The sequence below is a fragment of the Buttiauxella sp. B2 genome (assembly GCF_006376615.1).
GTDB lineage: Bacteria > Pseudomonadota > Gammaproteobacteria > Enterobacterales > Enterobacteriaceae > Buttiauxella.
Genome location: NZ_VEXQ01000006.1, coordinates 136,498 through 161,624, shown reverse-complemented (window position 1 = coordinate 161,624; position 25,127 = coordinate 136,498). Strand labels below are relative to the sequence as shown.

Sequence of the window (25,127 nt, the reverse complement as noted above, 5' to 3'; positions counted from 1 at the left end):
ATACGCCCTCAACTTTTTAGGCTGAGGGCTAACCTTTATACCGCTGGCACCACTTTAATATTTTCCATACCAATCCCCAACTTGCGCGGTTCATGACCAAGAATATTGCCTTCGTTAGATAACTGCGGCTGCGGCGGAATAATTTCCAGCAGATTGCTGCGCTCCGGGTTATCAAAATGCAGTGTCGTGGTACTCAATTCCTCACCAAGCGTTACCGTCTGCTGCTGGCTTCCCACTTTTACCGGTACCGGTTGGCCGATATTTGGGCCAAATGCTTTGGCCGTAATCACCAGGTCGAATTTCTCCGGTAGCGGCTCAGCGTATTCAATTTTCACTTCTGGTGCCAGATTGGCATTTGACCAACGGCCCCAGTCTTCCGGGCGCGAAATCCCGGCAAATTCTTTCACGTTTTGCGGTGCACCCGGCACATTGAAGATAAAGCTATCCGCCTGATAACGAATGGCATTTTCGTCCAGTTTCAACAAGGCAATATTCTTTTTAAAACGCGCCTTGTCGATGTCTTGCGGCGCGAATTGCACAGTATGCTGCTCTTGTTGTTGTTCAATTAAACGCACTGACGGTTGGCCGCCGACTTGTCCTTGAGCCACACAAAGCCCGGTGGACAATGCCAGTTTAGGTTCCCACAAACGTGCCATTTTGAAACAGCGATCAGCCCAAACAAATTTATCATTTTCTTTAAAGTCAGCCAGTTGATAGCGCAGCGGGGCTGAATATTCGCTTTCAGGTAATGGCTCTATTTTTTTATCCAGAATACGTAGCAGCAGCGGCATTTTGAAATGTGCGCCAGAGTAGCTGAAGGTATTTTTCTTCTGGTCAATTTCATACTGAGTAATGGTTTTCGGGAAGTTCCACAGATCAATAACGTCCGGTTTCCACTCCATCACCTTTTCTTTAACGTTAAGAAATACCGATGCAATCGACTGCCCGGATAAACTACTACGCCCTAATCCAAGATAATTATCACCACCCAACACATCTAATACCGTCGCCCCGTTATCAAGGGTACTACGTTTTACCGATACCAATTCCGCCTGCGGTTTATCGCCACGAATAATAAAGAACAGATTATTACGATCATGCTGATTGAGGTATTTGTACGCAGTATTATTCATTGCCAGATGATCGGAACTCACGACAATGACTGTATTTTTAAAATACGGTGACGCCTTTATTTTCTCTATCAACGCAGCGATATGTTCCTGGCTACAGGCAACTGCGCTAAATGATTGATTTTCTTTGCCATCAAACTTATAGCTACGACGTTTACAGGTTTTAGAGATAAAACCGTCAGGATGATGCGTATCAACGGTCAACGTAAAGAGTGAGAAGCGTTTATTCGTCTTCGACAGTTCAATATATTTTTCATAGACTTCATCCAACACAGTGTCGTCGTAGAAGCCCCAGTTATTACGATACAGCGGATCGGCAACCATGCTTTTCAGCTCTTGGGCACCGTACATATTTTCGAAGCCATGAGACTGTAAAAAGATGTCTTTACCAGCAAAGCGCAGGTCTGCACCTTGCATAAAGTAGTTTTCATATCCTGAGGCTTTCAGAATATCACCCAGGCAGATGTTTTTAGGGAAAAAACTCGACATCGAAGCCGATGAATTACCTTCAAATGGCGCAAATAATGGAATACCACATTGTGAGGCAACCATCCCGGCAATAGTATAATCAGTACCCGGCAATTGTACTGTATGACTGAAATCTATTCCTTCATTTTTAAGCCCGGTTAATTCCGGCGCTAAATCGGGGAATAACTCTGGTTGTAAATAAGTGCGTTCAAGGCTTTCGCCATAAATATAAACCAGATTCAGTTTCGGATTTTTAATGGTACCTTGCGGGACTTTATAATAAACATCGAAATCAGAATCACCGCTTCGAGTCTGGGATTTGACCAGCTCCACAACCTGGCGAAACGCGGAGGACGCGTCCACTGATGCCATCGCCAAGACCAACGCCAGTAGGCTGTAGCCAAAATGATGGGGATATCCTTTACGGCGCCGTAAAATCCAGGTTAAGCCACCGAACACCGCTACCAGAGCAACAAAAACCCCTATACCGGGCAGAACATACTTTCCGATTCCTGCCCCGGTAAGGCTGCTGGTTAGGGTGTAAAGCACAGCATCGTTAATCCCTTCGCCGGTAAAGTAGTTACAGGCGACAAACGTCACGTTCAGAACAATATACAGACCTAGAATAAAAAGGATGGCGCTAAACCACCAGGTGTTACGGCCTGCTTTAACGGCGTACACGGCAACAGCTGCGACAAACAACACAATTGAAAGCATTTCCGACAACGCCAAACCCTCGAAATTAACGCGCGCAATGGCGCAAAGCTGTGCTCAATAATATCTGAGCGCTAAATCTAGCGTTGTTGTCACACTCCTGCAATTTCTCTGACACAAAAGTGTGCTTCATTTCAGAAATGTACGTAGTTAAAGCATAAGTCTGATAGCTAATAACTATCAGAGTCATCGTTAATACAACGATTGGATGGATTGACCCGTCCTGCGCATCAATGATTTAATCCCGCCGCTGTTATGATTTTTTAAAGTGGAATTGTAACGCGCAACATTAAGAGGCCACCCTGGCAACAGGGTGGCTTTTTTTATATCTGCCGTTTCGGTTGTTAGGTATTACTTATCAATTCAATACATTCTACCCATTAGAGCCTTACAACAATATTCGGTACCTTTCTCCCATCGCAAAACGGAGGAAGTACAAATGTCTTTAATTAATACCAAAATCAAACCATTCAAAAACAGCGCTTTTAAAAACGGTGAATTCATTGAAGTTACCGAGAAAGATGTAGAAGGTCGCTGGAGCGTTTTCTTCTTCTACCCAGCTGACTTCACTTTTGTTTGCCCAACTGAACTGGGCGATGTGGCTGACCATTACGAAGAATTCCAGAAAATGGGCGTGGATATTTACTCTGTATCTACCGACACCCATTTCACCCATAAAGCATGGCACGAAACGTCTGACACCATCCGTAAAATCAAATACGCGATGATCGGCGACCCAACTGGTGCACTGACTCGTAACTTCGAGAATATGCGTGAAGACGAGGGCCTGGCGGACCGCGGTACCTTTATTGTTGACCCACAGGGCATCATCCAGGCTATCGAAGTCACCGCTGAAGGCATTGGCCGTGATGCATCCGACCTGCTGCGTAAAGTGAAAGCGGCTCAGTACGTTGCTTCGCACCCAGGTGAAGTTTGCCCGGCTAAATGGAAAGAAGGCGAAGCGACTCTGGCTCCGTCTCTGGACCTGGTCGGTAAAATCTAAATTACCACGCACTATTTCTAATTTATCGGCAGCATTTTGCTGCCGATTTTTCTCGCCATCAGGGAGATTACACATGCTCGACAACAACATGAAAACCCAACTCAAGGCCTACCTTGAGAGATTAACCAAACCTGTTGAGTTGATTGCCACGCTGGATGACAGTGCAAAATCAACCGAGATAAAGGAACTGTTGGCAGAAATCGCGGAGTTATCAGACAAAGTTTCTTTCAGCATTAATAACGACTTGCCGGTGCGCAAGCCGTCGTTTTTAATTACAAATCCAGGTTCCGATAAGGGTCCGCGTTTTGCAGGTTCCCCTCTCGGCCACGAATTTACTTCTCTGGTGCTGGCGTTGCTTCAAACCGGGGGACATCCGTCGAAAGAATCGCAAGATTTGCTTGAGCAAATCCGCGAGATCGACGGCGATTTCCATTTTGAGACCTATTACTCGCTTTCCTGCCATAACTGCCCGGATGTAGTGCAAGCGCTGAACCTGATGACGGTACTAAATCCGCGCATCAGCCATACCGCGATTGACGGCGGCGTTTACCAGAATGAAATTCAGGAACGCAACGTAATGGGTGTGCCTGCGGTGTTCCTCAACGGTAAAGAGTTCGGCCAGGGGCGTATGACGCTTGCCGAAATCGTTGGGAAAATTGATACCGGAGCTGAAAAACGCTCGGCAGAAGCGTTGAACAAACGTGAAGCTTACGATGTGCTGATTGTCGGTAGCGGCCCAGCAGGCGCAGCAGCAGCGGTTTATTCCGCACGTAAAGGCATCCGTACCGGTCTGATGGGTGAGCGTTTTGGCGGCCAGGTATTAGATACTGTTGATATCGAAAACTACATTTCCGTACCGAAAACCGAAGGTCAGAAACTGGCGGGCGCACTGAAAGCCCACGTTGACGATTACGACGTTGATGTTATTGATACTCAAAGTGCCAGCAAGCTGATTCCGGCTAAAACGGAAGGCGGCCTGCATCAGATTCAAACTGCATCCGGTGCCACGCTGAGCGCACGCAGCATTATCATTGCCACCGGAGCGAAATGGCGCAACATGAATGTTCCGGGTGAAGATCAATATCGTACTAAAGGCGTGACCTATTGTCCGCACTGTGACGGCCCACTGTTTAAAGGCAAACGCGTGGCGGTCATCGGCGGCGGTAATTCCGGTGTGGAAGCGGCAATTGATCTGGCGGGTATTGTAGAACACGTTACTTTGCTGGAGTTTGCACCAGAAATGAAAGCCGATCAGGTATTGCAAAATAAAGTTCGCAGCCTGAAAAACGTCGATATTATTCTGAACGCACAAACGCTGGAAGTGAAAGGTGACGGCACGAAAGTGACCGGTTTGCAGTATAAAGACCGCAACACTGAAAGTGTACATGACATTGAACTGGCAGGGATATTTGTACAAATTGGTCTCTTGCCAAATACCAACTGGCTGGAAGGCAGCGTTGAACGCAACCGCATGGGTGAAATAATTATTGATGCGAAATGCGAAACAACCGTGAAAGGTGTGTTTGCTGCTGGCGACTGCACCACCGTACCGTACAAACAAATCATTATTGCGACTGGCGAAGGCGCTAAAGCTTCTCTGAGCGCATTTGATTATTTGATTCGTAACTCATAATACTGTCAGTACTAAAAAAATGGCCCATCACTTGTGGGCCATTTTTAATATTCTTTTGGCAAATACTTAATGTCCACCAGCTTTCCACGTTTAATCTCAACGTAATTTCCGCGGCGTAACTCGCCAAGAATCGCCATTATTGTGCTGCGCGACAGTTGAGTTCGTTCCTGAATATAATCCGCTACATTAATTCCGCTGCGTATTCCAGGTGGTTGCGAATGTAATTCCAACAATTTATTACGGATCATCACATACGCCGTTACACCGAATAGATGCTCGTCACGTAAAGAATAAATCTGCAAATACCAGGCCAGAAGACTAGCCACAGGTTCCCATAACTGCTGTTTGGTAAAAACTTCAAATGCCTCTTCGGCCTTTACAACCTGTGCCATGCAAGGTTCTCCAACTTTCAGATACCAGCCTCCACGAGGTCGTAAACACTCAGCAATGCCATAAATCATCCCACCTTGCCCCGAAGAAAGCACTAAGCCATCGCTTGCCCGAAGAAACGTAAAGTGCCCATCATTGAACAAGTAGAGGGATTTTTCATTTTCCTGGACGGCATAAATTTCATCTCGTGGATGAAAAATATGTTCCGTTCCTAACGTAGAAAGTGCCTGCTGCAAAATTGCTATCTCAGCAATGGGTCGTGGCGGGTAAATAGAATGAGTGGCAGCATCACTATTCTGGTCATTTACGTTACCCATGAATCAACCTTTTTGTATGCTTATATCCAGTATAATAGCTGATAAAAAAAGCGGCTTACGCCGCTTTTTTTATCTCTAACAAGATCAGGACCTATTTTCTACGCCAGGTTGTACCCTGTGGGCCATCTTCCAACACGATACCCATCTCATTAAGACGGTCACGGGCCTGGTCTGCTAGCGCCCAGTCTTTTGATTTGCGGGCATCGTTACGCTGTTTGATAAGCGCTTCGATTTCAGTCACTTCACCATCATCAGCTTGTACGCTGCTTTGCAGGAAGGCTTCTGGTTCTTGCTCAAGTAAGCCAAGCACTGCTGAAAGCTGACGTAACGAAGCTGCCAGGCCATTTGCCGCTGCCAAATCTTCTGTTTTCAGGCGGTTAACTTCACGCGCCATATCAAACAGCACGGAGTAAGCTTCTGGAGTGTTGAAGTCATCGTCCATCGCTTCGCGGAAACGGGCTTCAAACACTTCGCCACCCGTAGGCTGTGCATTGGCATCTGTACCACGCAGTGCGGTATACAAACGCTCCAGCGAAGTACGCGCTTGTTTCAGGTTTTCTTCGCTGTAGTTCAGCTGGCTACGATAGTGGCCGGACATCAGGAAGTAGCGAATAGTTTCCGCATCGTAATACTTCAGAACATCACGCACAGTGAAGAAATTGCCCAAAGATTTAGACATTTTCTCACGATCGACCATCACCATCCCGGAGTGCATCCAGGTGTTGACGTATTCGCCGCCGTGCGCACAGGTTGACTGAGCAATTTCGTTTTCGTGGTGCGGGAACATGAGATCTGAACCGCCACCATGAATATCAAAATGATTGCCAAGCTGTTTGCAGTTCATCGCTGAACATTCAATGTGCCAGCCTGGACGGCCTTCACCCCATGGGGATGACCAGCTCGGTTCGCCAGGTTTAGACATTTTCCACAATACGAAATCCATTGGATTACGCTTAACGTCTGCCGTCACTTCTACGCGTGCACCGGCCTGCAATTGCTCCAGGTCCTGGCGGGAAAGTTTCCCGTAATCAGTATCTGATTCGACGGAGAACATGACGTCACCGTTGCTGGCAACATAAGCGTGATTGCGCTCGATAAGCTGTTCAACAATTTCGATGATGTCTGGGATATGTTTGGTTGCGCGTGGCTCGCTATCCGGACGCAAAATATTCAATGCGTCAAAATCGGTATGCATTTCAGCTACCATACGGTCAACAAGAGCGACAAAATCCTCACCATTTTCGTTGGCACGCTTGATGATTTTATCGTCGATATCGGTAATATTGCGCACGTACTTCAGGTTATAACCGAGATAACGTAGGTAACGTGCCACCACGTCGAAGGCAACAAAAGTACGTCCATGTCCAATATGACACAAATCGTAAACGGTGATACCACACACGTACATGCCAACATCTGGGGCATGAATAGGTTTGAATTCCTCTTTTTGGCGGCTCATTGTATTAAAGATTTTTAGCATCAGGGGATTCCATATAAGCGTGTGTAGACGATATTGGACTATATGTTACCTCAAAATTCCGCCTGGAAGCAGCACGCTTTGCAAGGTGATGAACAGGTGCAGTTATGCTATAACAACCACCTTGTGTCATGGCACCGTCTGCCTGAACACTGTCTGACTAATATAGGATACACAGCATGGTTACTTTTCATACTAATCACGGCGATATCGTAATCAAAACTTTTGATGATAAAGCGCCGATTACTGTTAAAAACTTCCTCGACTACTGCCGCGAAGGTTTCTACGACAACACCATTTTCCACCGTGTGATCAACGGCTTTATGATCCAGGGCGGCGGTTTTGAACCGGGTATGAAGCAGAAAGAGACCAAAGACACCATTCAAAACGAAGCGAACAACGGCCTGAAAAACACCCGTGGTACGCTGGCAATGGCGCGTACTCAGGCTCCACACTCTGCATCGTCTCAGTTCTTCATTAACGTAGCTGACAACGATTTCCTGAACTTCAGCAGCGAAAGCATGCAAGGTTGGGGTTACTGCGTGTTTGCTGAAGTAGTAGAAGGCATGGACGTTGTTGAGAAAATCAAAGGCGTGTCCACTGGCCGCAGCGGTATGCACCAGGACGTTCCTAAAGAAGACGTGGTTATCACAAGCGTAACCGTAAGCGAATAATTCGCCCCATGGCGACGCTTTTTATCGCAGATTTACATCTGTGTTCAGAAGAACCGGCGATTACCGCCGGTTTTCTGCGTTTTCTGGCGGGCACTGCGCGCGAGGCCGATGCACTCTATATTCTTGGCGATCTGTTTGAAGCCTGGATTGGTGACGACGACCCCGAGCCGTTGCACCGCCAAATTGCCTTAGCCATTAAAGATTTGGTTGATTCAGGTGTGCCCTGCTTCTTTATTCATGGCAACCGTGATTTTCTGCTCGGCAAACGTTTTGCACGTTTAAGTGGAATGACGTTGCTGCCGGAAGAACAAGTGCTAAACCTGTATGGGCGCAAAATGTTGCTGCTGCATGGCGATACACTTTGTACCGACGACCACGGTTATCAAGCCTTCCGCAAGAAAGTCCATCAACCATGGTTGCAATGTTTGTTCCTCGCCCTGCCGCTGTTTATTCGTAAACGTGTGGCCGCCAAAATGCGCGCCAACAGTAAAGCGTCTAACAGCTCTAAATCGATGGCGATTATGGATGTGAATCCGCAAGCCGTTATCGATGCCCTCACACGCCACCAGGTGCAGTGGGCCATCCACGGACATACTCACCGCCCAGAAATTCACTCTATCAGTGCAAATGGCAAACCCGCGTTTCGCTGCGTACTTGGCGCATGGCATAGCGAAGGTTCGATGATTAAAGTTACCGCCGAAGACGTCGAATTAATTCCTTTCCCCTTTTAAACAAAATCACCTCTTTTTGCTGCCTTGTTAGCCACGCAACCGTTTTCCTTGCTCTATGTTCATGCTATTCTCTGAGCCCTTCTGACCGTTCGAGCCACGTTCGGTGATGTTTGCATACCCACAGGAGTTTTGAGACGCATGTCCTCCAACCAGACCCCGGCGCGTATCGCCATTGTCATGGGTTCCAAAAGTGACTGGGCTACCATGCAGTTTGCCGCAGAAATCCTCACCGCACTTGATGTCCCACACCACGTAGAAGTGGTTTCCGCACACCGCACTCCCGATAAACTTTTCAGTTTTGCCGAACAAGCAAGCAGCAACGGTTATCAGGTCATTATTGCGGGTGCGGGCGGTGCTGCGCATTTGCCGGGCATGATAGCAGCGAAAACATTGGTTCCCGTTCTGGGTGTGCCAGTTCAGAGTGCTGCATTAAGCGGCGTGGACAGTCTCTATTCCATTGTACAAATGCCGCGTGGTATTCCGGTCGGTACTCTGGCAATTGGCAAAGCGGGTGCAGCCAATGCAGCCCTGCTGGCCGCACAAATCCTCGCTCTGCATGACCAGGCTCTCACTCAACGCCTGGAAACCTGGCGCCAGGCGCAAACCGATGAAGTGCTGGAAAACCCAGATCCTCGGGGTGAGGCATGAAACGCGTCTGCGTACTGGGCAACGGCCAATTAGGCAGAATGTTACGCCAGGCGGGCGAACCATTGGGTATCGCAGTTTATCCCGTTGGGTTAGACGCTGAACCCGAGGCCGTCCCTTTTGCACAAAGTGTTATCACCGCTGAAATTGAGCGCTGGCCTGAAACTGCCCTCACACGCGAACTGGCTCGTCATAATGCGTTTGTGAACCGTGATGTTTTCCCGATAATTGCCGACCGTCTGACGCAAAAACAGCTATTCGATAAGCTCGAACTGGCGACATCCCCGTGGCAATTACTTTCCAGCCGCGACGAATGGACTGACGTGTTCCAAAACCTGGGCGAACTGGCGATTGTGAAACGCCGCGTCGGTGGATATGACGGGCGCGGACAATGGCGTTTACGCAGCAACGAAACAGATCAATTACCTGATGAGTGTTATGGCGAGTGTATCGTTGAGCGAGGCATTAACTTCTCTGGAGAAGTTTCTCTTGTCGGTGCGCGTGGGTATGACGGTACAACAGTGTTTTACCCGTTGACGCATAATTTGCATCAGGACGGCATTCTTCGCACCAGCGTGGTTTTTCCACACGCCAACGTGGAACAACAGTTGCAGGCTGAAGCCATGCTTTCAGCTATCATGCATGAGTTGAACTATGTCGGCGTGATGGCGATGGAGTGCTTCATCACGCCAGCCGGATTACTGATTAATGAACTGGCGCCACGCGTGCACAACAGCGGGCACTGGACGCAAAACGGTGCATCAATCAGCCAGTTCGAATTGCACCTGCGTGCGATTGTTGACCTGCCATTGCCACAACCGGTTGTTAACTCATCTTCAGTCATGATCAACCTTATCGGCACCGATCTGAATTACGACTGGCTAAAACTGCCGTTAGTGCATTTGCATTGGTACGATAAAGACGTCCGTGATGGGCGCAAAGTGGGCCATCTCAACCTGAACGACAACGACACCGACAGACTGAGTGCAACGCTTGAAGCGATAGTGCCGTTGTTAACTGCGGATTATGCCAGCGGCATTGCCTGGGCGCAGAGTAAACTCACCAAGTAATCATAGCGGCAGCTGGCGCTTGCGCTGGCCTGCCCTACAACTCAATCCCCGCATAACTTTCTTTTCTTCGTTGCAAGGCGCACAATCCACGGCGTTTCGGCCTCACTCGCTTTAAGGTTTATGTATGCAAAACGCTCGTCCCAATACCCAAAATTATGAACATCTGCTGCGCGCTGATATCCCACTTATCGACGTGCGTGCTCCGGTTGAATTTAACCAGGGGGCAATGCCTGCTGCACTAAATTTACCGCTGATGTCTGATGATGAGCGTGCGCAAGTGGGCACCTGCTACAAACAGCGTGGGCAGGAAGCTGCGGTGGAATTGGGCCATAGCCTCGTCAATGGCGAAATCCGTGAAGCTCGTTTGCAGAAGTGGCTTGAACATTGCCGCAAGAATCCGCAAGGGTATCTGTGCTGCGCCAGAGGCGGTATGCGCTCTCACCTTGCTCAGGAATGGTTACGCGACGCAGGCGTTGACTACCCGCTGGTTGAAGGCGGTTATAAAGCGCTGCGCCATTATGCGATGGACGTGATTGAAACCCGCTCGCGCTGGCCGATGATCCTCGTCAGTGGCAACACCGGCGGTGGTAAAACCATCCTGATTCGCTCGCTGCCAACCGGTGTCGACCTGGAAGGGCTGGCGCATCATCGCGGCTCGTCATTTGGCCGCACGATTGTCGAACAACCTTCACAGACAAACTTTGAAAACAACCTGGCGGTGTCATTACTCAAGAAAAGTGACGGCGCAGAAGTTACCTGGGTTGTCGAAGATGAAGGCCGCATGATTGGCTCACGCCATATCCCGGAATGCTTCAGAGAGCAAATGTTGCGCTCACCGATTGTGGTGATTGACGATCCGTTTGAAAAACGCTTAGAGCGACTAAAAATAGAATATTTCCAGCAAATGAGCGCGGCATTTTTGTCGGTTAACGATGAAGAAACGGCTTGGCAGAATTACGGTGAGTATTTGCATCACGGCCTGTTTGCCATTCGTCGCCGTTTAGGAATGGAGCGCTTTGCACAATTCACAGCACGTCTGGATGAAGCACTGGAATTGCAACGTAAAACCGGTTCCGTTGATGGACATCTCGCCTGGCTTGCCCCGCTGCTCGAAGAATATTACGACCCAATGTATCGCTATCAATTGAGCAAAAAAGCAGCCAACATTGTCTTTCGTGGGGATTACCAGCAAGTGGAAGCCTGGCTGCGTGAGAATATCAGCAGCAGCCGGCAGGGATAAGATTTAAAGCGAGATACAAGTCCCCGCTTCACCCGCGAGAATTTTGTCAATCTGATGAATCGCACCAATGTAAGCTGGCTTGCCTGATGTGCGGACAAAGTCGCTTACCGCCGCCACTTTCGGCCCCATTGAACCGTCGGATTTAGCAAACGGTGCCAGTTCATCCGGCGTGGCATGACGAATAGCACGCTGCTTTGGCGTGCCCCAGTTCTGATAAACCGCATCAGCATCCGTCAGAATAATCAGGCCATCCGCGCCAATTTGTTGAGCTAGCAGTGCAGCGGCCAAGTCTTTATCAATCACCGCTTCAACGCCCTGTGCACCCTCTTCACCTTCGACCATTGCCACACCACCTCCACCGCTACAGATAACGATATGATTGTGTTGTAGCAGCAGATTAATAGCCTCGCTGTCGACGATTTTCAACGGTGCTGGCGAAGGCACTACGCGGCGTAAATAACGCCCATCGGCTTTCATCGTCCAGCCGTAGCGGTCTTCAAGCTCCGCCTGTTGCGTTGGGTCGTAAATTGGGCCAATAAACTTTTCCGGGCTTGAAAATGCGGGATCGCCCGCGTTGACCAGCATACGCGTCAAAACGGTGGTCACTGGAGGAACGCCTGGCTGTTGCGCCAGACGTTGAGCCAACATGTAGCCAATCATGCCCTGACTTTCCGCCACCAGGATATCCAGCGGATAAGGTGTCACGTCACGATAGGCCAGATTTTGTAAGGCAAGTAGCCCAACCTGTGGCCCGTTGCCGTGAATCAGCGCCAGACGATATTTGCTTGCCAACTGCCCAAGTGCTGCGGCGACTTTATCAATATTGCGATACTGATTTTCTGCTGTCAGCGCTTCTCCACGCTCAAGCAAAGCATTGCCGCCAAGGGCGACGACCAAAGTCTTCATAACGATTCCTTTATAATAATCGGATGGCCTGCAGCCCTAGCCAGAATCCCAGTAATGTATCCGCGCCAGAGGTATGCCCTAACGACAACAGTTGTTCCACAGCCATGGGCAAGCGCTCCGTCTTTGAAAGCGCGTAAGCAAAATGAAGCAGCGGCGAGGCGAAAATCCCCCGCGCGGCGTACTCTAAATAAGCCACGCTTACCATCGTGGTCGCGGCGCGCAAACTGCCGGATGCAGCAAAAAAACGGTCATCCTTTAGCACTCCGTTAAGCCTTGCTGCCAGTAACATGCCTACCAGCAAATCATCATGTGTCGGCGTTAAACCCGGCCCTTTGCCCAGATGGCTGCACCAGTCAACATTTCGCCCACGTAGTGTCTGACGAAACAGACTCATTAGCTTGAGCAACTCACTATGCAACGGATGAGACAGTGCCGAAGAAAGCGGGCCATACAGGCCCGTTTCATCCCCGCGCTTCACGTAACTCTCCGGTATTGTATTGCCGCCACTGGCTGTCGAGACCAAACGCAATGAATAGCGCCTTTGCGGTGCATAAACCTTACGTTTACCCAACTCAAGGTAATGTGGAGTCACATTCACTTTGCAGCCTGAGGTTAACGTTTCACGCAGTGAGTCGAAATCGTGGCTGCGTAACACCCAGCTCATCGGACTGATGCCGTTTCCAGCTCGCTGCAACGTTAATAAATTCCCCGATTTCCCAACCAGATTAATGGCGCGGGTATACACCCCTGCCACTCGCCAGTTATCAAGATGATATGGTGCGTGCAGACTGCTTGCCTGTGCGTAAATCACCGGCTACCTCAAGAAAGATTCATGGCTTCAGCTAGCGCTTCCAGCGCCTGCTCAAAACAGGCCAGCGGCGCACGCACTGTTCCCGCACCGATTTGCCCGACACCTGCATCTTTATGTGCAATTCCAGTATTGATTAGCGGCGTAATCCCCGTTTCCACCACGCGGCGAATATCCAGCCCTAAACAGGCCCCCTGAAAATCCCAGCCAGGAATGGTGAGTTGCATATTGCGCTCGAGGAAAATCTCCGCCATCTCTTCGGATACGCTCTGCGCCGCATCCATACCGCCAGCCCCCACAAAACGGGTTACACCAGGGGCTGCAATCATCGCCGCTCCACCAATACCAAAGGTTTCGGTGATCGCACTATCGCCCATATCTGGGTTGGCTTGTTCTTGCGAATAGCCAGTAAAGAACAGCCCTTGCGGCATATTTACCGGTGCGGTAAACCATCGATCGCCCAATCCACTGACGCGGATACCAAATTCATGGCCGTTACGTGTCATGGCGGTGACAATGCTCCCAGCTTTAATTTCTGCCCCAGCATCCATAGCGGCTTTGCAGTAAGACATTGCCAGGTTCAGGAAGAACTGATCGGTGATGCTTAGGAAATCCATCACTTCGGCGAGCTGCTCTTTATCATGGTTCAGGCGGATGATGTAAGGGGCCAGTGTGCGCATCAGCAGTGCAGACGTGGCGATATTACGCTGGTGGAATTCATCGCCCATGGTGATGCCCTGCGCCATCATCGCGGTTAAATCGATACCACGTTCCATACTTGAAAGTGCCCCGCTGAGTACCGGCCCCAACACATCGCGCATCCAGCGGTGGCGCACTTGAACATCTTCACCGTATGCGCCAAAACGCATCACTTTCCCAATACCTTCGTTCAGGTTGCAGTAAGCACGATTGCCGTCAGTGATATTTTCTACGACTAACATCGGCATGTGCGGCGAGGTGATCCCGCCCATCGGTCCGACTGCACTAACGTGGTGACATGGCACAAACGTCACGTCACCACCGTCCAGCAACTGTACGGCTTGTGTCTCATCTTTCGCCCAGCCTTCAAACAGGCAAGCGCCAATACACGCCCCTTTCATCGGGCCGGTCATTTGCTCCCAACGTATTGGTGGGCCGGAATGCAGTAAGGTCATGCCTTGATTTAACACGCTGATTAACAAGCCTGCGGGCTTAACATCCAGCCAATGTGGGCGAGCTTTGCGGATACGTTCAATCACATCAGTATTGGCTTGAGCCAGAGATGTAGTCATAACAACCTCTTACTTTAATAGGGCTAATAAACGGGCTAATTTGGGATTTCCACCGGCCACAGGTGCCCACTGGAAATGCACAACTGGCGTCGCGGTTGCCTGCAAATCCTGAGCAAAGCTGCGCAATCCCGCGTTAATAACGGCAACGTATTCAAGCAACGGGTGAGTGGTTTGTTGGGTGACAAGGGGTTGAGAATGGATAAGCTTGCTTGCAAGCAAAGTGGCTTCCGGCAGGGTATCCATCACGATAACTCCGGCATCGCGCAAAATAGCGCGTTGTTTTGAGCGGCATTGCGGGTCTGATTCGGTACCGGTTACGGTCGCAATAATCGCCAACGGTTTGCGGCGTTTATCCTGAAGCGCGGTTATCGCACTCACCAGCGTTCCAGCAGGATCGGCTTGCGCGCCATAACCAATCACCACATCGAGCAGCAGTACGCCAACTTCATCTTGCGTGGCCAAATCTTTAATCATTTGGTTGCGGGTGGTGGGGTCAATCATCGGGTGCGGTTTGCCAACGGTGTAAAAATCGTCGCCAAGATCGACCACCCGATGACCATCCGCGTCCAGCATCGTACCGTGATGATGTTCATCATCAGCTTCTACACCAAGCTGTTCGGCTAACAGCATGGCTGCTTCTGCCGCCAACGTACCGCCGGTATACAGCCCAGTGATTTTGCCACCTGCGACAAGAGGTGCCATGGCTCGCTGGCGTTCCACGTTTGCAAGCAAACAAGCCAGGCGCGCGGCGTCATCGAGGGTTTCGGCAAACCAGATATTGCCATCACGTTTTTGCGCCGATTTATGCCCCAAAAAGAGCGCCACAACCGGCTTGCTTTGCGCATGCATTGCGGCAATGACGGTTTTCCGCACACTTTGCGCAGGGGGTTTTGATACAAACGCCAGCACCTGGCTTTGCGAATCAGCACTTAACATTTCAACGGCTGTAAGTGCGCTGATACCACCAATTTGTGCCGATAGGTCGCGTCCCCCGAGTCCTAGCGCATGGGAGATACCCTGCCCATTAAGGGCAATTTGCGAAATCAGTTCTTGAATGCCGGTACCGGATGCGCCAATCACACCGATATTGCCTTCGGCCATGACATTGGCAAACGCCAGCGGCGTTCCTGCGATAATTGTCGTGCCGCAATCCGGCCCCATCACAATTAACCCTTTCTCTCGAGCTTTAGTTTTTAACGCAATTTCATCTTCGAGAGAGACGTTATCGGAGAAGATCATAACGTTTTTACCGCTATCTAATGATTGATTAGCCAGTTCTGCGGCATATTCACCAGCGATAGAAATCAGCGTTAAATTAGCCAGCGGTAATTTTTGACAGGCGCTCTCCCAACGTCTCGCCTGCACCAACTTTTGCCCTGCACCATTAGCTTGCCCAACACCTTCAAGCGCTGAATCAAGTTGCTGGCAGATCTTCAGTACAATGGCTGGATCTTCATTCTGGCTAAGGATCGCCACACAGATATCGTTAGGCGTTGCAGTGGCAAAATCGTCATGCCAAAAACCCGTTGTCTCAAGCAACGCTTTGTTAGCGGGTGTCCCCATCATTACCGAGACATCCTCAACACCTTCGGTTTCGCTCAGCTTACGTGAAATAAGCATTAAGCTGACCGAATCCTGAAAACATCCTTTTTTAATAAAGGCGTGAATCATTGATAATTCCTCATCACCGAAAAGCCTGTTTAATGGCACGAAGATTATTTGTTCACAATGGATAATAAGGTGATAGATATCACGCTAGTGTTATTAGCAAATGAATTTAAACATTCCCCATCTTATTATTTAATATTATACAGAAAAATTATTAGTAGAAATTAATTACAGAAAACATAGCCACCTTCAAATTAATTCTAACAATGGAAATTAGCCCACACAGATCACAATTTTACTTTTATCAACAGGTATGTTTACCCCAGGAAAAAGCTCTATATGTTAGAAAAAGGAAGGCAGATGAAAATCAGTCGGGAAACACTCCTGCAGCTTATAAAAAATAAATTATCTCTGGCCGGGTTAAAAAACGCTCACGCGGCAACTGTGGCAGAAGTGCTTGTTTATGCAGATGCTCGCGGCATTCATTCCCACGGCGCGGTGCGTGTTGAATATTATGCTGAAAGGATTTCAAAGGGGGGCACTAACTGCAACCCGGAGATTCGCTTTGAGAAAACAGGCCCCTGCTCCGCTATTTTGCATGGCGATAACGGCGCGGGCCAGGTCATGGCGAAACTCGGCATGGAACACGCGATTAATATGGCGCAGGAAAACGGTGTGGCTGTGGTCGGCATTCGCAGCATGGGGCACAGCGGGGCACTTTCCTATTTTGTACAAATGGCTGCAAAAGCTGGGCTGGTTGGGCTTTCCGTATGCCAGTCCGACCCAATGGTCGTCCCCTTTGGTGGCGCAGAGATCTACTATGGCACGAATCCTCTAGCCTTTGCTGCACCAGGGGAAAACAGCGATATAATCACTTTTGATATGGCGACCACCGTGCAGGCCTGGGGCAAAATTCTCGACGCTCGGGCACATAACAGTACGATTCCGGATACCTGGGCCGTTGATAAAAACGGCCAACCCACTACCGACCCCTTTGCAGTACACGCGCTGCTTCCAGCCGCCGGGCCCAAGGGTTACGGTTTGATGATGATGATTGACGTACTTTCCGGCATCCTACTTGGCCTGCCGTTTGGCAAAGAAGTGACCTCTATGTATGACGACCTGAGCGCCGGCCGTAATCTTGGCCAGCTCCACCTGGTGATTAATCCCGAATATTTCGGTGATAGTGAATATTTCCGCCGTGCATTAACCCAGACGATGCAGCAACTCAACGCCATCACACCGGCACCAGCCTTCTCTCAGGTTTATTATCCAGGACAAAACCTCGATATTTATGAACAAACTACCGACCGTGAAGGTATCGATATTGTTGACGATATTTATGAATATTTAGTTTCCGATGCGCTGTATACCCGTTCTTATGAAACTAAAAATCCTTTCGCGCAATAATTAAGGATAATTAATGATGAATTCATTTCAGGCTGATATTGAAGATGTTCTACCCTGGCTTTCGTCAATAGGAGCCGATCCCACTGGGGGAATAACGCGTTTACTTTATTCACCACTGTGGCTGGAAACACAACAGCAATTTAAATTGCGTATGCAGCAAGATGGATTAGAAACTCGTTTTGATGAAGTAGGTAATTTATATGGTCGTATTACCGGACAGCGTTATCCGAATGAAGTGGTTCTGAGCGGCTCACATATTGATACAGTGGTTAATGGCGGCCGTCTTGACGGGCAATTTGGCGCACTGGCGGCATGGCTTGCTATTCGCTGGTTGAATAAAACTTACGGTGCACCATTACGCACCCTGGAAATGGTGGCGCTAGCAGAAGAAGAAGGTAGCCGTTTCCCTTACGTTTTCTGGGGCAGCAAAAATATTCTCGGCAAAGCTGAGCCCGAAGATGTGCGCCATATTGAAGATGCAAAAGGCGTGCGTTTTATTGATGCCATGGCAGCCTGCGGTTTTACACTTGCAGATGCGCCACTCAAGGCACGTAGCGACATAAAAGCCTTTGTCGAATTACACATCGAGCAAGGGCGAATTCTGGAAACCCATCAGCAATCAATTGGAGTGGTAACAGCGATTGTCGGTCAGCGTCGTTATACCGTGATGCTCAGCGGTGAATCAAATCATGCGGGCAGTACGCCAATGAGTTATCGCCGCGACACTGTTCATGCTTTTAGTCGCATTTGCTGCGAATCAATCGCCAAAGCTAATGCGGCAGGCGATCCATTGGTGCTAACGTTCGGTAAAGTTGAACCACAACCGAATACCGTAAACGTGGTGCCGGGAAAAACGTGTTTCACTATCGATTGCCGCCACACTGACGCCATCGCGCTCAAACAATTTACTGAGCAGTTAGAAAGTGACATGCACCGTATCTGCGATGAAATGGATATTGGTATCGATATCGATTTATGGATGGATGAAGCTCCAGTGCCAATGGATACTCAACTGGTCGGTAAGCTGGAAACACTTTGTCAGTCCGGAAAGATTAATTATCGCCGGATGCACAGCGGTGCCGGACACGATTCGCAAATATTTGCACCTGTTATTCCAACTTGCCTGATTTTTATGCCGAGCATCGGTGGCATCAGCCATAACCCGGCGGAAGATACACACATTACCGATCTGGCGGCTGGCGTGAAAACACTTGCGCTAATGCTTTATGAACTAGCTTATAAAGAATAAGGAAAATCAACATGGGTTATATTAATAACAACACTGGCTATATTAGCGATTTATTGGCATCCCGTTCAATTATCAAACGGGGAAATTACGCCTTAATTACCCCAGATGGTCTGGTAAAAAACATTATTCCTGGTTTCGAAAACTGTGATGTAACTATTTTATCCACCCCAAAACTGGGTGCTACTTTCGTGGATTATTTGGTGACATTACATCAGGAAGGTGGCAATCAAAGCGGTTTTGGTGGCAACGGTGTAGAAACCTTTGTTTACGTGATTGACGGTGAAATTAAAGCCAGCGCAGGTTCGCAGAACTTTACCTTATCGCAGGGTGGCTACTTGTATTGCCCAGCCGATACTGTGATGACCTTTACCAATAGTAGTAAACAATACAGCCGTTTGTTCTTGTATAAGCGTCGTTATATTCCTGCCGTTGGTCATAAAGCGCATGTGGTTAGCGGCAATGTCAATCAACTCGAACGCATTGAATACGAAGGTATGAGCGACGTCATTTTGCAAGATTTCCTGCCCAAAGATCTCGGTTTTGATATGAACATGCACATTTTGTCTTTCGCGCCAGGTGCTTCACACGGTTATATCGAAACTCACGTTCAGGAACATGGTGCATATATTCTCAGCGGCCAGGGGGTTTATAATCTCGATAACGAATGGATACCCGTGAAAACAGGCGATTACATTTTTATGGGCGCTTATTCATTACAGGCGGGCTATGGCGTCGGGCGCAATGAAGCTTTCAGCTATATTTATTCAAAAGATTGCAATCGTGATGTAGAAATTTAAGTACCCATTTTTCTTAGCTAGTCGGTTGGCCACGGGTAATACCGTGGCCTTTTTTCGTCAGTCGACTAACACCTGACCTAACTTCATGACTTGAGCAATATTACGTGCGCAATGCTGAAGGTTTATTTCACCTTGCGAGAGCACCATTGAGAGCGGAGCAAGGCGCGGTAAAATACTAAAGACCGCATCAATACCGTGCTGATGCACAATCTCGCTCCCTTCACCCAACACACCCGCGATACCAATAACGGGAACCCCGTGCCTTTGGGCGGCTCTTGCCACGCCTATCGGTGCTTTGCCACCCACTGTCTGGCTATCGATGCGGCCTTCACCGGTAATAACAAGATTTGCACCTTCCAGTGCCACATCCATCCCAACAGCATCCATAATAATGTCGATTCCCGGTTTCATTGTACCGCCGAGGAAAATTTGCGCGGCAACCCCCATTCCACCGGCGGCCCCGCCGCCGATAATCGCATTGATGTCACACCCAGTTTCTACACCGAGTACAGCGGCATAATTTACCAACCCTTTTTCTAACTGAGCCACCATCTCATGCGTCGCCCCTTTTTGTGGCCCAAATACCGCAGCGGCACCCAGTGCTCCCGTTAGAGGGTTATCGACATCGCAAGCGATTTCAAAACGGCACGCTTCCAGACGCCGATCGTGGTGTTGCCTGTCGATTCGTGTAAGAGAAACTAATCCGCCCCCACCGGCAGGCAGTTCGTTATTGTGCTCATCGTAAAAATGAAAACCCAACGCCTGCGCCATACCCACGCCACCATCGACAGTCGCACTACCGCCAATTCCGAGAATAATGTGGCGGATCCCCACATCCAGAGCATGCCCTATTAGCTCACCGGTACCAAAACTGGTTGCCAGCAGCGGGTTACGTTGTTCCGGTTCCACAAGCATCAAACCGCTGGCGGCAGCCATCTCAATCACCGCCGTCTGTCCATCCCCCGTCACACCATAAAATGCAGCAACCGATGTGCCTTGTGGGCCGGTAACATTTAGCTCAACGCGTTTACCGTTTGTGGCGGCAATCATCGCATCTACCGTGCCCTCTCCTCCGTCGGCAATGGGCAGGCAAATATAGTTGGCATGGGGAAATATGTCTTTGAAGCCCTTTTTAATCGCCTGTGCGGTGCGTTCTGCGCTAAGGCTTTCTTTAAAAGAGTCCGGTGCAATAACAATTTTCATTATTTCATCCTTAAAAAAACAGACGCGTTATTTCACGCGATCCCAGGGAAAAAGGTTTTCCAGTGCCACCGCAAGTAGCACGCCCATTAGCAAGCCATTACTGAGCAACGGGCGCACTAGCAGTGGCAGTTGCTGCAAATAGATACCGGGTATGCCCATCAAAAAAACACCACAAAAAAGCGGGATGGCAATGCGGTAAATATTTCGCGCATTAAGCGACGTTAAATTCACAAATAAGAACGACGACCAGAGCAGCGGCAAATAGGCGACGAGCATTACCGCACTGCTGATGGTCAGAGGAATAGCGCAGAAAAAGCGGGTGAACGCAGGAACCAAACTGATAACAAGAAACAGCAAACTGCCAACGATAAACGCACGCTGGGTGGCGTCGCGTGTTTGGGTTATCAAGCCAATTGAGGAGACAAACGGAGAAAACGGCACCACACCAAGCGGTGCGCCAGCAAGCGTAACAACACCGGAGACAATAAAACTCCGCCGATACAATGCAGCCGATGCCGGTTCATTGCCGTAAAACGTATCACTGCCGCGTATCGCGCCAAAGGTGTTTGAAATATTCACAAGGCCGGTGAGAACAGCGGTGATAACAATACCCGGGCGAATATCTTCTGGCGCGCCAAGCGGAAAGAGTTGCCAGAGCGAGCTACTTGCAACTTGTGAGGACGAACCAAACCAACAAACGTAAATAAACCAACCCAGTATTGTGCCAAGCAAAACAGCAAATTTGCCGATATGCAGTGGGAGGATAGTAATAAAGGCGACGATAAAAATAACCACTGCGACGGCCAGGCCAAACATAGATCCGTTAAGATTTACCGGGCCACTTACCGCCCCAAATGGTAGCCCCAACATACCTTTAAAAAAGATAGTGGTGAGCTGTGCACCGAGTAAAAACATAAACACGACCATCACGGCTGGGCGGAACAATTTTGCCAGCAAAGGGCCAAGACCACTGACACCGATGACCACCGTTAATGCCCCCGCAAGCGCAATACCAACCACCAGGCTACCGCCAATCGAAGCGAGCGGTGTTCCCTGGGCCGACTCGGCCAAAGCAAGCGTCAGCATTGTGCCCCACCACAACCCCCCCGGCCCTTCCATCAATGCTCTGCGATGCCCAAAAACAGCCTGTAGCAGACAAGCCACAGCCGTCGTCAAAAACGAATACTGTGTCAGCATAAAGGTAGTGGCAGACGAGAGATGAAAAGCCGATTGCAAGGTTGGAGGGATAACCACCGTATTGCAGAAAATAAAGAAGAACCATTGAAAGCCAGATAGCCAGTTATCCCGACTAAGATGCAAACCCTTCATGACCAGATACCTTGATCAACGTCGAAAGGCCGCGCCCGTCAAAGACGAACGCGGCCGGAGATTAACAATTACTGCTGGTGTTTAAGAATGAATTTACCGACTGGTTTTGCGCCAAATCCGCTTTCTATGTCATAAATAACTTCACCGCGCAGGATGGTTTTCAGGATGCGAGCCCCGATTGTGCGCCCCACGTATGGGCTGACTTTATGACGATATTCCAGATCTTCAGTTTTCAGCACGTAAGAAGAATTCGGCTGGATAAACACGAAATCGGCATCTTTTCCTGGGGCAATACGCCCTTTGTGTTGCAGACCAAAAATATCCGCCGCGCGGGTGGACATTAATTTGCTGAACATAGGTAATGACATGCCGCGTTTTTGCACCGCTTCGTCAAACATCACATCCATACAGCTTTGCAGGCCAGCGATACCGCCCCACGCCTGCATGATGTTGCCCGCTTTCATATCTGGTGGGCATGGTGAGTGGTCAGAAACCAGGCAGTCGATTTCACCGTTGAACAATTTTTCCCACATGCCTTTCTGATTTTCAGCATCACGAATTGGCGGCGAGCATTTTGCCAACGTACCAATTTCTGCAAACTGGTCAGTATCCAGCACAAAGTAATGCGGGCAGGATTCGCAAGTCACATCCTGGCCTTCCTGACGTGCGCGCGTAACTTCAGCGACCCCTTCTGGGCTACTAATGTGGCAAACATGAAGGCGACAACCCGCAACTTTTGCCAGATAAAGTATGCGGCGAATCGCTTCCACTTCGGTAAACACCGGACGTGAGGCGACATAATCATGAGCGGTCACACGACCTTCACGTTTAGCTTCCTTGCCTAGCTCATCACAAATCAGGGCGTTCTCGCAGTGCACGAGCACCACTTGATCCATTGCGGCCAGCTTTTGCACGCCTTTAAAGAACTCGAAGTCGTTTACATCGCGAAAATCGTTATCAATGCCACGATCACCACACGTCGCCACGAAGCACTTAAAGCCAACCACACCCACTTCATCCAACTCGTGCAAGCGATCGAGATTATAAGAAACCAGACCACCGAGCTGTGCGGCGTCGATAGTTAACTTACCGGCAGCGGCATCGAACTTCATTTCGATGCTGGCGCGGTCAACTGTTGCAGGTAACTGGTTAAGCGGCATTTCAATCATGGTCGTAATGCCGCCTTTTGCCGCCGCTCGTGTGCCAGTTTCATATCCTTCCCAATGAGTACGGCCTGGTTCAGAAATATGGGTGTGAGCGTCGACCATACCTGGTGCAACTACCAGACCCGTCGCGTCCATTACTTTTTCGCTACCGCTCAGGTCGTTGCCAATGGCTGCTATTTTTCCGTTTTTTACTGCAATATCCGTTACCAGTGCTTCATTTTCTAAAATAACGGTACCGTTTTTAATAATGAGATCGTAAGACATAAAATATTCCTTATATAAATATAGAGTTTTTTAATACAAAATTTTATTTAACACAGAGTTTAATTAATCTAATCAGGCAACCTTCTGCTCTGTTGTCATGCCTGCAACATCTCGCTTCTTCAATAACACATACAAAACAAAGGCTGTGATAACACCGACAAACCACGAAACACGAGATAACGGCTCAAGGAAAGGAATGAATTTTCCACCCAACGACACGACAACCGCAATTAAGGTGACGGAGAATGCCGTGATGTTAAATCCATTATCATAAAACTTATAATCACCAGGTTTGGTATAAAGAGTATCGAGATCAATTTGCGAACGCATAACAATAAAGTAATGCGCCATCATTACACCGATGACCGGACCTAACATGCCACCAATAATATCAAGGAATAAATAGATACTATTTTGGTTCTCCATGAGCTTCCACGGACAAATCAACAGGCTAATAATACTGGCAATTAGCACGCCATTTTTATAGGTCAGTTTGGTCGGTGCAATGGCCGCAATCTGATAACCAGCAGGAATAATATTACCGGTCGCATTAGTGGAGATGGTGGTCATTAAAATGACGAGCACGGCAAAGAAAGAAGCAAATAGGCTATCCCATTTCTGTACGATATCCAGAACGTTCCAGGTATCAACTCCATAATGAATGCTCGCTCCGGCGATAATGCAGACACCAGCTACTGCAAACAGAATGTAGGCGACAACCAACCCAAGAGTTTGCCCTAATGCCTGCTGGCGGAAGCCTTGCGCATTCTGGGTAAAGTCAGAAGCACTCACCGCGGGTGCCGCCCATACTGCAACAACAGCGTTAATAACGACTAAGAATAAGAAACCACTATTTTCTGCTTTCTGTACACCTGCCGGGACATAATCGAGAATCGGCTGGATGCCAACCAGTGAAATAGCCCAAATAGCCATCCCACCAAAGACAATGTAGATACACGGGTTCAGTACCGCTGTGAATTTGTTCAGCACACCGCCACCGCCAAAACCAATTGCCACATTAACTGCCCAGAAAAGCAGGAAGGCAATCAGGCCAGGGAGGTTTAATCCAAGTAGATTGAAATCACCGCCCAATGTCAGAAATGCGGGCCAGATTTTGCCTATCAGGATTAAGAAAGCGAGCGAACCGGCATAGCATTGCAGGCCAAACCACATTATTGCAGCGATACCACCACGCAAAATACCCGGGAACAGTGAGCCACGAACGCCGTATGAGGCACGTAATATCATGGCAAAAGGCACGCCATATTTTGTACCTGCCGCACCATTCATCACCATCACAAAAGCGATGAAAAAGGCACTCAGGATAATGGCCAACATAATACTTAACGTCGACAGACCAAGAATAAAGAACCCGCCCACCATGACATAATTAGGAACGTTATGAACTGACCCCATCCACAAGGTAAAATAGTTAAATGATTTCCAGGTACGTTTATCTTTTTCTTTTGGAAGAAGATCATCACTGTAGCCCCTGGCACGATAAATTTCTCTTTGTTTCTGTTCCAATGTTTCCATACATACCTCTTACACACGTAATGACAACGCTGATGGGCTTAGCTTGTTCGGAACGTTAAAAATAACGAATAAAAAAACAAATACATCA

General features: G+C 48.9%; 21 protein-coding genes. 10 read left to right on the top strand and 11 right to left on the bottom strand.

Annotated features, from left to right (window positions below; genetic code table 11):
* Nucleotides 1-35 precede the first annotated feature (35 nt).
* On the bottom strand, nucleotides 36-2,324 hold the full coding sequence (gene opgB / locus FH968_RS09670; RefSeq protein WP_189389053.1) for a phosphatidylglycerol--membrane-oligosaccharide glycerophosphotransferase: 2,289 nt from the start codon (nucleotides 2,322-2,324) through the stop codon (nucleotides 36-38).
* A gap of 427 nt (nucleotides 2,325-2,751) precedes the next feature.
* On the opposite strand from opgB, the gene ahpC reads away from it, so the two are divergent.
* Both ahpC and ahpF read left to right on the top strand, forming a co-directional pair.
* Entirely contained in the window at nucleotides 2,752-3,315 is a 564-nt protein-coding gene (gene ahpC / locus FH968_RS09665; protein ID WP_139878942.1) for an alkyl hydroperoxide reductase subunit C, read from the top strand.
* 73 nt (nucleotides 3,316-3,388) lie between these two features.
* Nucleotides 3,389-4,948, top strand: a complete 1,560-nt coding sequence (gene ahpF, locus FH968_RS09660) for an alkyl hydroperoxide reductase subunit F (protein WP_139878941.1) — start codon at nucleotides 3,389-3,391, stop codon at nucleotides 4,946-4,948.
* Nucleotides 4,949-4,992: 44 nt separating this feature from the next.
* Here the strand turns inward: ahpF and FH968_RS09655 are convergent, their stop codons facing one another.
* Together FH968_RS09655 and cysS are read right to left on the bottom strand one after the other, a co-directional pair.
* Nucleotides 4,993-5,655 (bottom strand): helix-turn-helix domain-containing protein, encoded by a 663-nt coding sequence (locus FH968_RS09655; protein WP_139878940.1) that lies wholly within the window; start codon nucleotides 5,653-5,655, stop codon nucleotides 4,993-4,995.
* Between the two features lie 91 nt (nucleotides 5,656-5,746).
* Nucleotides 5,747-7,135, bottom strand: a complete 1,389-nt coding sequence (gene cysS / locus FH968_RS09650; RefSeq protein ID WP_139878939.1) for a cysteine--tRNA ligase — start codon at nucleotides 7,133-7,135, stop codon at nucleotides 5,747-5,749.
* Nucleotides 7,136-7,311: 176 nt separating this feature from the next.
* On the opposite strand from cysS, the gene ppiB reads away from it, so the two are divergent.
* The 5 genes from ppiB (at nucleotide 7,312) to mnmH (ending at nucleotide 11,492) form a co-directional block, all read left to right on the top strand.
* Entirely contained in the window at nucleotides 7,312-7,806 is a 495-nt protein-coding gene (gene ppiB, locus FH968_RS09645; protein ID WP_139878938.1) for a peptidylprolyl isomerase B, read from the top strand.
* 8 nt (nucleotides 7,807-7,814) lie between these two features.
* On the top strand, nucleotides 7,815-8,537 hold the full coding sequence (lpxH, locus tag FH968_RS09640) for a UDP-2,3-diacylglucosamine diphosphatase (protein ID WP_139878937.1): 723 nt from the start codon (nucleotides 7,815-7,817) through the stop codon (nucleotides 8,535-8,537).
* 138 nt (nucleotides 8,538-8,675) lie between these two features.
* Entirely contained in the window at nucleotides 8,676-9,185 is a 510-nt protein-coding gene (purE, locus tag FH968_RS09635) for a 5-(carboxyamino)imidazole ribonucleotide mutase (protein WP_139878936.1), read from the top strand.
* On the top strand, nucleotides 9,182-10,252 hold the full coding sequence (purK, locus tag FH968_RS09630) for a 5-(carboxyamino)imidazole ribonucleotide synthase (protein WP_139878935.1): 1,071 nt from the start codon (nucleotides 9,182-9,184) through the stop codon (nucleotides 10,250-10,252). Before purE ends, purK begins: the two co-directional genes overlap by 4 nt.
* Nucleotides 10,253-10,376: 124 nt before the next feature.
* Nucleotides 10,377-11,492 carry a tRNA 2-selenouridine(34) synthase MnmH gene (mnmH, locus tag FH968_RS09625; protein ID WP_139878934.1) on the top strand — a complete coding sequence of 372 codons (1,116 nt, stop codon included), beginning with the start codon at nucleotides 10,377-10,379 and terminating at the stop codon, nucleotides 11,490-11,492.
* Nucleotides 11,493-11,495: 3 nt separating this feature from the next.
* Here mnmH and FH968_RS09620 read toward each other — a convergent pair whose 3' ends face one another.
* From FH968_RS09620 to FH968_RS09605, 4 genes are read right to left on the bottom strand one after another with little or no spacing between them, the layout of a single operon-like run.
* The gene (locus FH968_RS09620; RefSeq protein ID WP_139878933.1) at nucleotides 11,496-12,398 is read right to left on the bottom strand and encodes a carbamate kinase; all 903 of its coding nucleotides are present in this window, start codon (nucleotides 12,396-12,398) and stop codon (nucleotides 11,496-11,498) included.
* Nucleotides 12,399-12,408: 10 nt separating this feature from the next.
* Nucleotides 12,409-13,209 (bottom strand): DUF2877 domain-containing protein, encoded by an 801-nt coding sequence (locus FH968_RS09615; protein ID WP_139878932.1) that lies wholly within the window; start codon nucleotides 13,207-13,209, stop codon nucleotides 12,409-12,411.
* 8 nt (nucleotides 13,210-13,217) lie between these two features.
* Entirely contained in the window at nucleotides 13,218-14,477 is a 1,260-nt protein-coding gene (locus tag FH968_RS09610; RefSeq protein WP_139878931.1) for a DUF1116 domain-containing protein, read from the bottom strand.
* A gap of 9 nt (nucleotides 14,478-14,486) precedes the next feature.
* Nucleotides 14,487-16,148 (bottom strand): acyl-CoA synthetase FdrA, encoded by a 1,662-nt coding sequence (locus FH968_RS09605; RefSeq protein ID WP_139878930.1) that lies wholly within the window; start codon nucleotides 16,146-16,148, stop codon nucleotides 14,487-14,489.
* 297 nt (nucleotides 16,149-16,445) lie between these two features.
* Between FH968_RS09605 and allD the strand changes: the two genes are divergently transcribed.
* From allD to allE, 3 genes are read left to right on the top strand one after another with little or no spacing between them, the layout of a single operon-like run.
* The gene (allD, locus tag FH968_RS09600) at nucleotides 16,446-17,495 is read left to right on the top strand and encodes an ureidoglycolate dehydrogenase (protein WP_139878929.1); all 1,050 of its coding nucleotides are present in this window, start codon (nucleotides 16,446-16,448) and stop codon (nucleotides 17,493-17,495) included.
* Between the two features lie 13 nt (nucleotides 17,496-17,508).
* Nucleotides 17,509-18,744, top strand: coding sequence for an allantoate deiminase (gene allC / locus FH968_RS09595; protein WP_139878928.1), 1,236 nt, complete (start codon nucleotides 17,509-17,511; stop codon nucleotides 18,742-18,744).
* 11 nt (nucleotides 18,745-18,755) lie between these two features.
* On the top strand, nucleotides 18,756-19,541 hold the full coding sequence (gene allE, locus FH968_RS09590; RefSeq protein ID WP_139878927.1) for a (S)-ureidoglycine aminohydrolase: 786 nt from the start codon (nucleotides 18,756-18,758) through the stop codon (nucleotides 19,539-19,541).
* 57 nt (nucleotides 19,542-19,598) lie between these two features.
* On the opposite strand, the gene FH968_RS09585 is transcribed toward allE, so the two are convergent.
* The 4 genes from FH968_RS09585 to FH968_RS09570 form a co-directional block, all read right to left on the bottom strand.
* Nucleotides 19,599-20,744, bottom strand: coding sequence for a glycerate kinase (locus FH968_RS09585; protein WP_139878926.1), 1,146 nt, complete (start codon nucleotides 20,742-20,744; stop codon nucleotides 19,599-19,601).
* A 27-nt stretch (nucleotides 20,745-20,771) separates the two neighbouring features.
* Entirely contained in the window at nucleotides 20,772-22,073 is a 1,302-nt protein-coding gene (locus FH968_RS09580; protein WP_139878925.1) for a uracil/xanthine transporter, read from the bottom strand.
* 68 nt (nucleotides 22,074-22,141) lie between these two features.
* Nucleotides 22,142-23,503, bottom strand: a complete 1,362-nt coding sequence (gene allB, locus FH968_RS09575) for an allantoinase AllB (protein ID WP_139878924.1) — start codon at nucleotides 23,501-23,503, stop codon at nucleotides 22,142-22,144.
* A 72-nt stretch (nucleotides 23,504-23,575) separates the two neighbouring features.
* Nucleotides 23,576-25,039 (bottom strand): putative allantoin permease, encoded by a 1,464-nt coding sequence (locus FH968_RS09570; RefSeq protein ID WP_139878923.1) that lies wholly within the window; start codon nucleotides 25,037-25,039, stop codon nucleotides 23,576-23,578.
* Nucleotides 25,040-25,127 lie beyond the last annotated feature (88 nt).

Bases quoted from the DNA above. Each gene is read 5' to 3' on its own strand.
- ahpC (WP_139878942.1), top strand. From the start codon at position 2,752: ATGTCTTTAATTAATACCAAAATCAAACCATTCAAAAACAGCGCTTTT.
- ahpF (WP_139878941.1), top strand. From the start codon at position 3,389: ATGCTCGACAACAACATGAAAACCCAACTCAAGGCCTACCTTGAGAGA.
- FH968_RS09655 (WP_139878940.1), bottom strand. From the start codon at position 5,655: ATGGGTAACGTAAATGACCAGAATAGTGATGCTGCCACTCATTCTATT.
- cysS (WP_139878939.1), bottom strand. From the start codon at position 7,135: ATGCTAAAAATCTTTAATACAATGAGCCGCCAAAAAGAGGAATTCAAA.
- ppiB (WP_139878938.1), top strand. From the start codon at position 7,312: ATGGTTACTTTTCATACTAATCACGGCGATATCGTAATCAAAACTTTT.
- lpxH (WP_139878937.1), top strand. From the start codon at position 7,815: ATGGCGACGCTTTTTATCGCAGATTTACATCTGTGTTCAGAAGAACCG.
- purE (WP_139878936.1), top strand. From the start codon at position 8,676: ATGTCCTCCAACCAGACCCCGGCGCGTATCGCCATTGTCATGGGTTCC.
- purK (WP_139878935.1), top strand. From the start codon at position 9,182: ATGAAACGCGTCTGCGTACTGGGCAACGGCCAATTAGGCAGAATGTTA.
- mnmH (WP_139878934.1), top strand. From the start codon at position 10,377: ATGCAAAACGCTCGTCCCAATACCCAAAATTATGAACATCTGCTGCGC.
- FH968_RS09620 (WP_139878933.1), bottom strand. From the start codon at position 12,398: ATGAAGACTTTGGTCGTCGCCCTTGGCGGCAATGCTTTGCTTGAGCGT.
- FH968_RS09610 (WP_139878931.1), bottom strand. From the start codon at position 14,477: ATGACTACATCTCTGGCTCAAGCCAATACTGATGTGATTGAACGTATC.
- FH968_RS09605 (WP_139878930.1), bottom strand. From the start codon at position 16,148: ATGATTCACGCCTTTATTAAAAAAGGATGTTTTCAGGATTCGGTCAGC.
- allD (WP_139878929.1), top strand. From the start codon at position 16,446: ATGAAAATCAGTCGGGAAACACTCCTGCAGCTTATAAAAAATAAATTA.
- allC (WP_139878928.1), top strand. From the start codon at position 17,509: ATGATGAATTCATTTCAGGCTGATATTGAAGATGTTCTACCCTGGCTT.
- allE (WP_139878927.1), top strand. From the start codon at position 18,756: ATGGGTTATATTAATAACAACACTGGCTATATTAGCGATTTATTGGCA.
- FH968_RS09585 (WP_139878926.1), bottom strand. From the start codon at position 20,744: ATGAAAATTGTTATTGCACCGGACTCTTTTAAAGAAAGCCTTAGCGCA.
- FH968_RS09580 (WP_139878925.1), bottom strand. From the start codon at position 22,073: ATGAAGGGTTTGCATCTTAGTCGGGATAACTGGCTATCTGGCTTTCAA.
- allB (WP_139878924.1), bottom strand. From the start codon at position 23,503: ATGTCTTACGATCTCATTATTAAAAACGGTACCGTTATTTTAGAAAAT.
- FH968_RS09570 (WP_139878923.1), bottom strand. From the start codon at position 25,039: ATGGAAACATTGGAACAGAAACAAAGAGAAATTTATCGTGCCAGGGGC.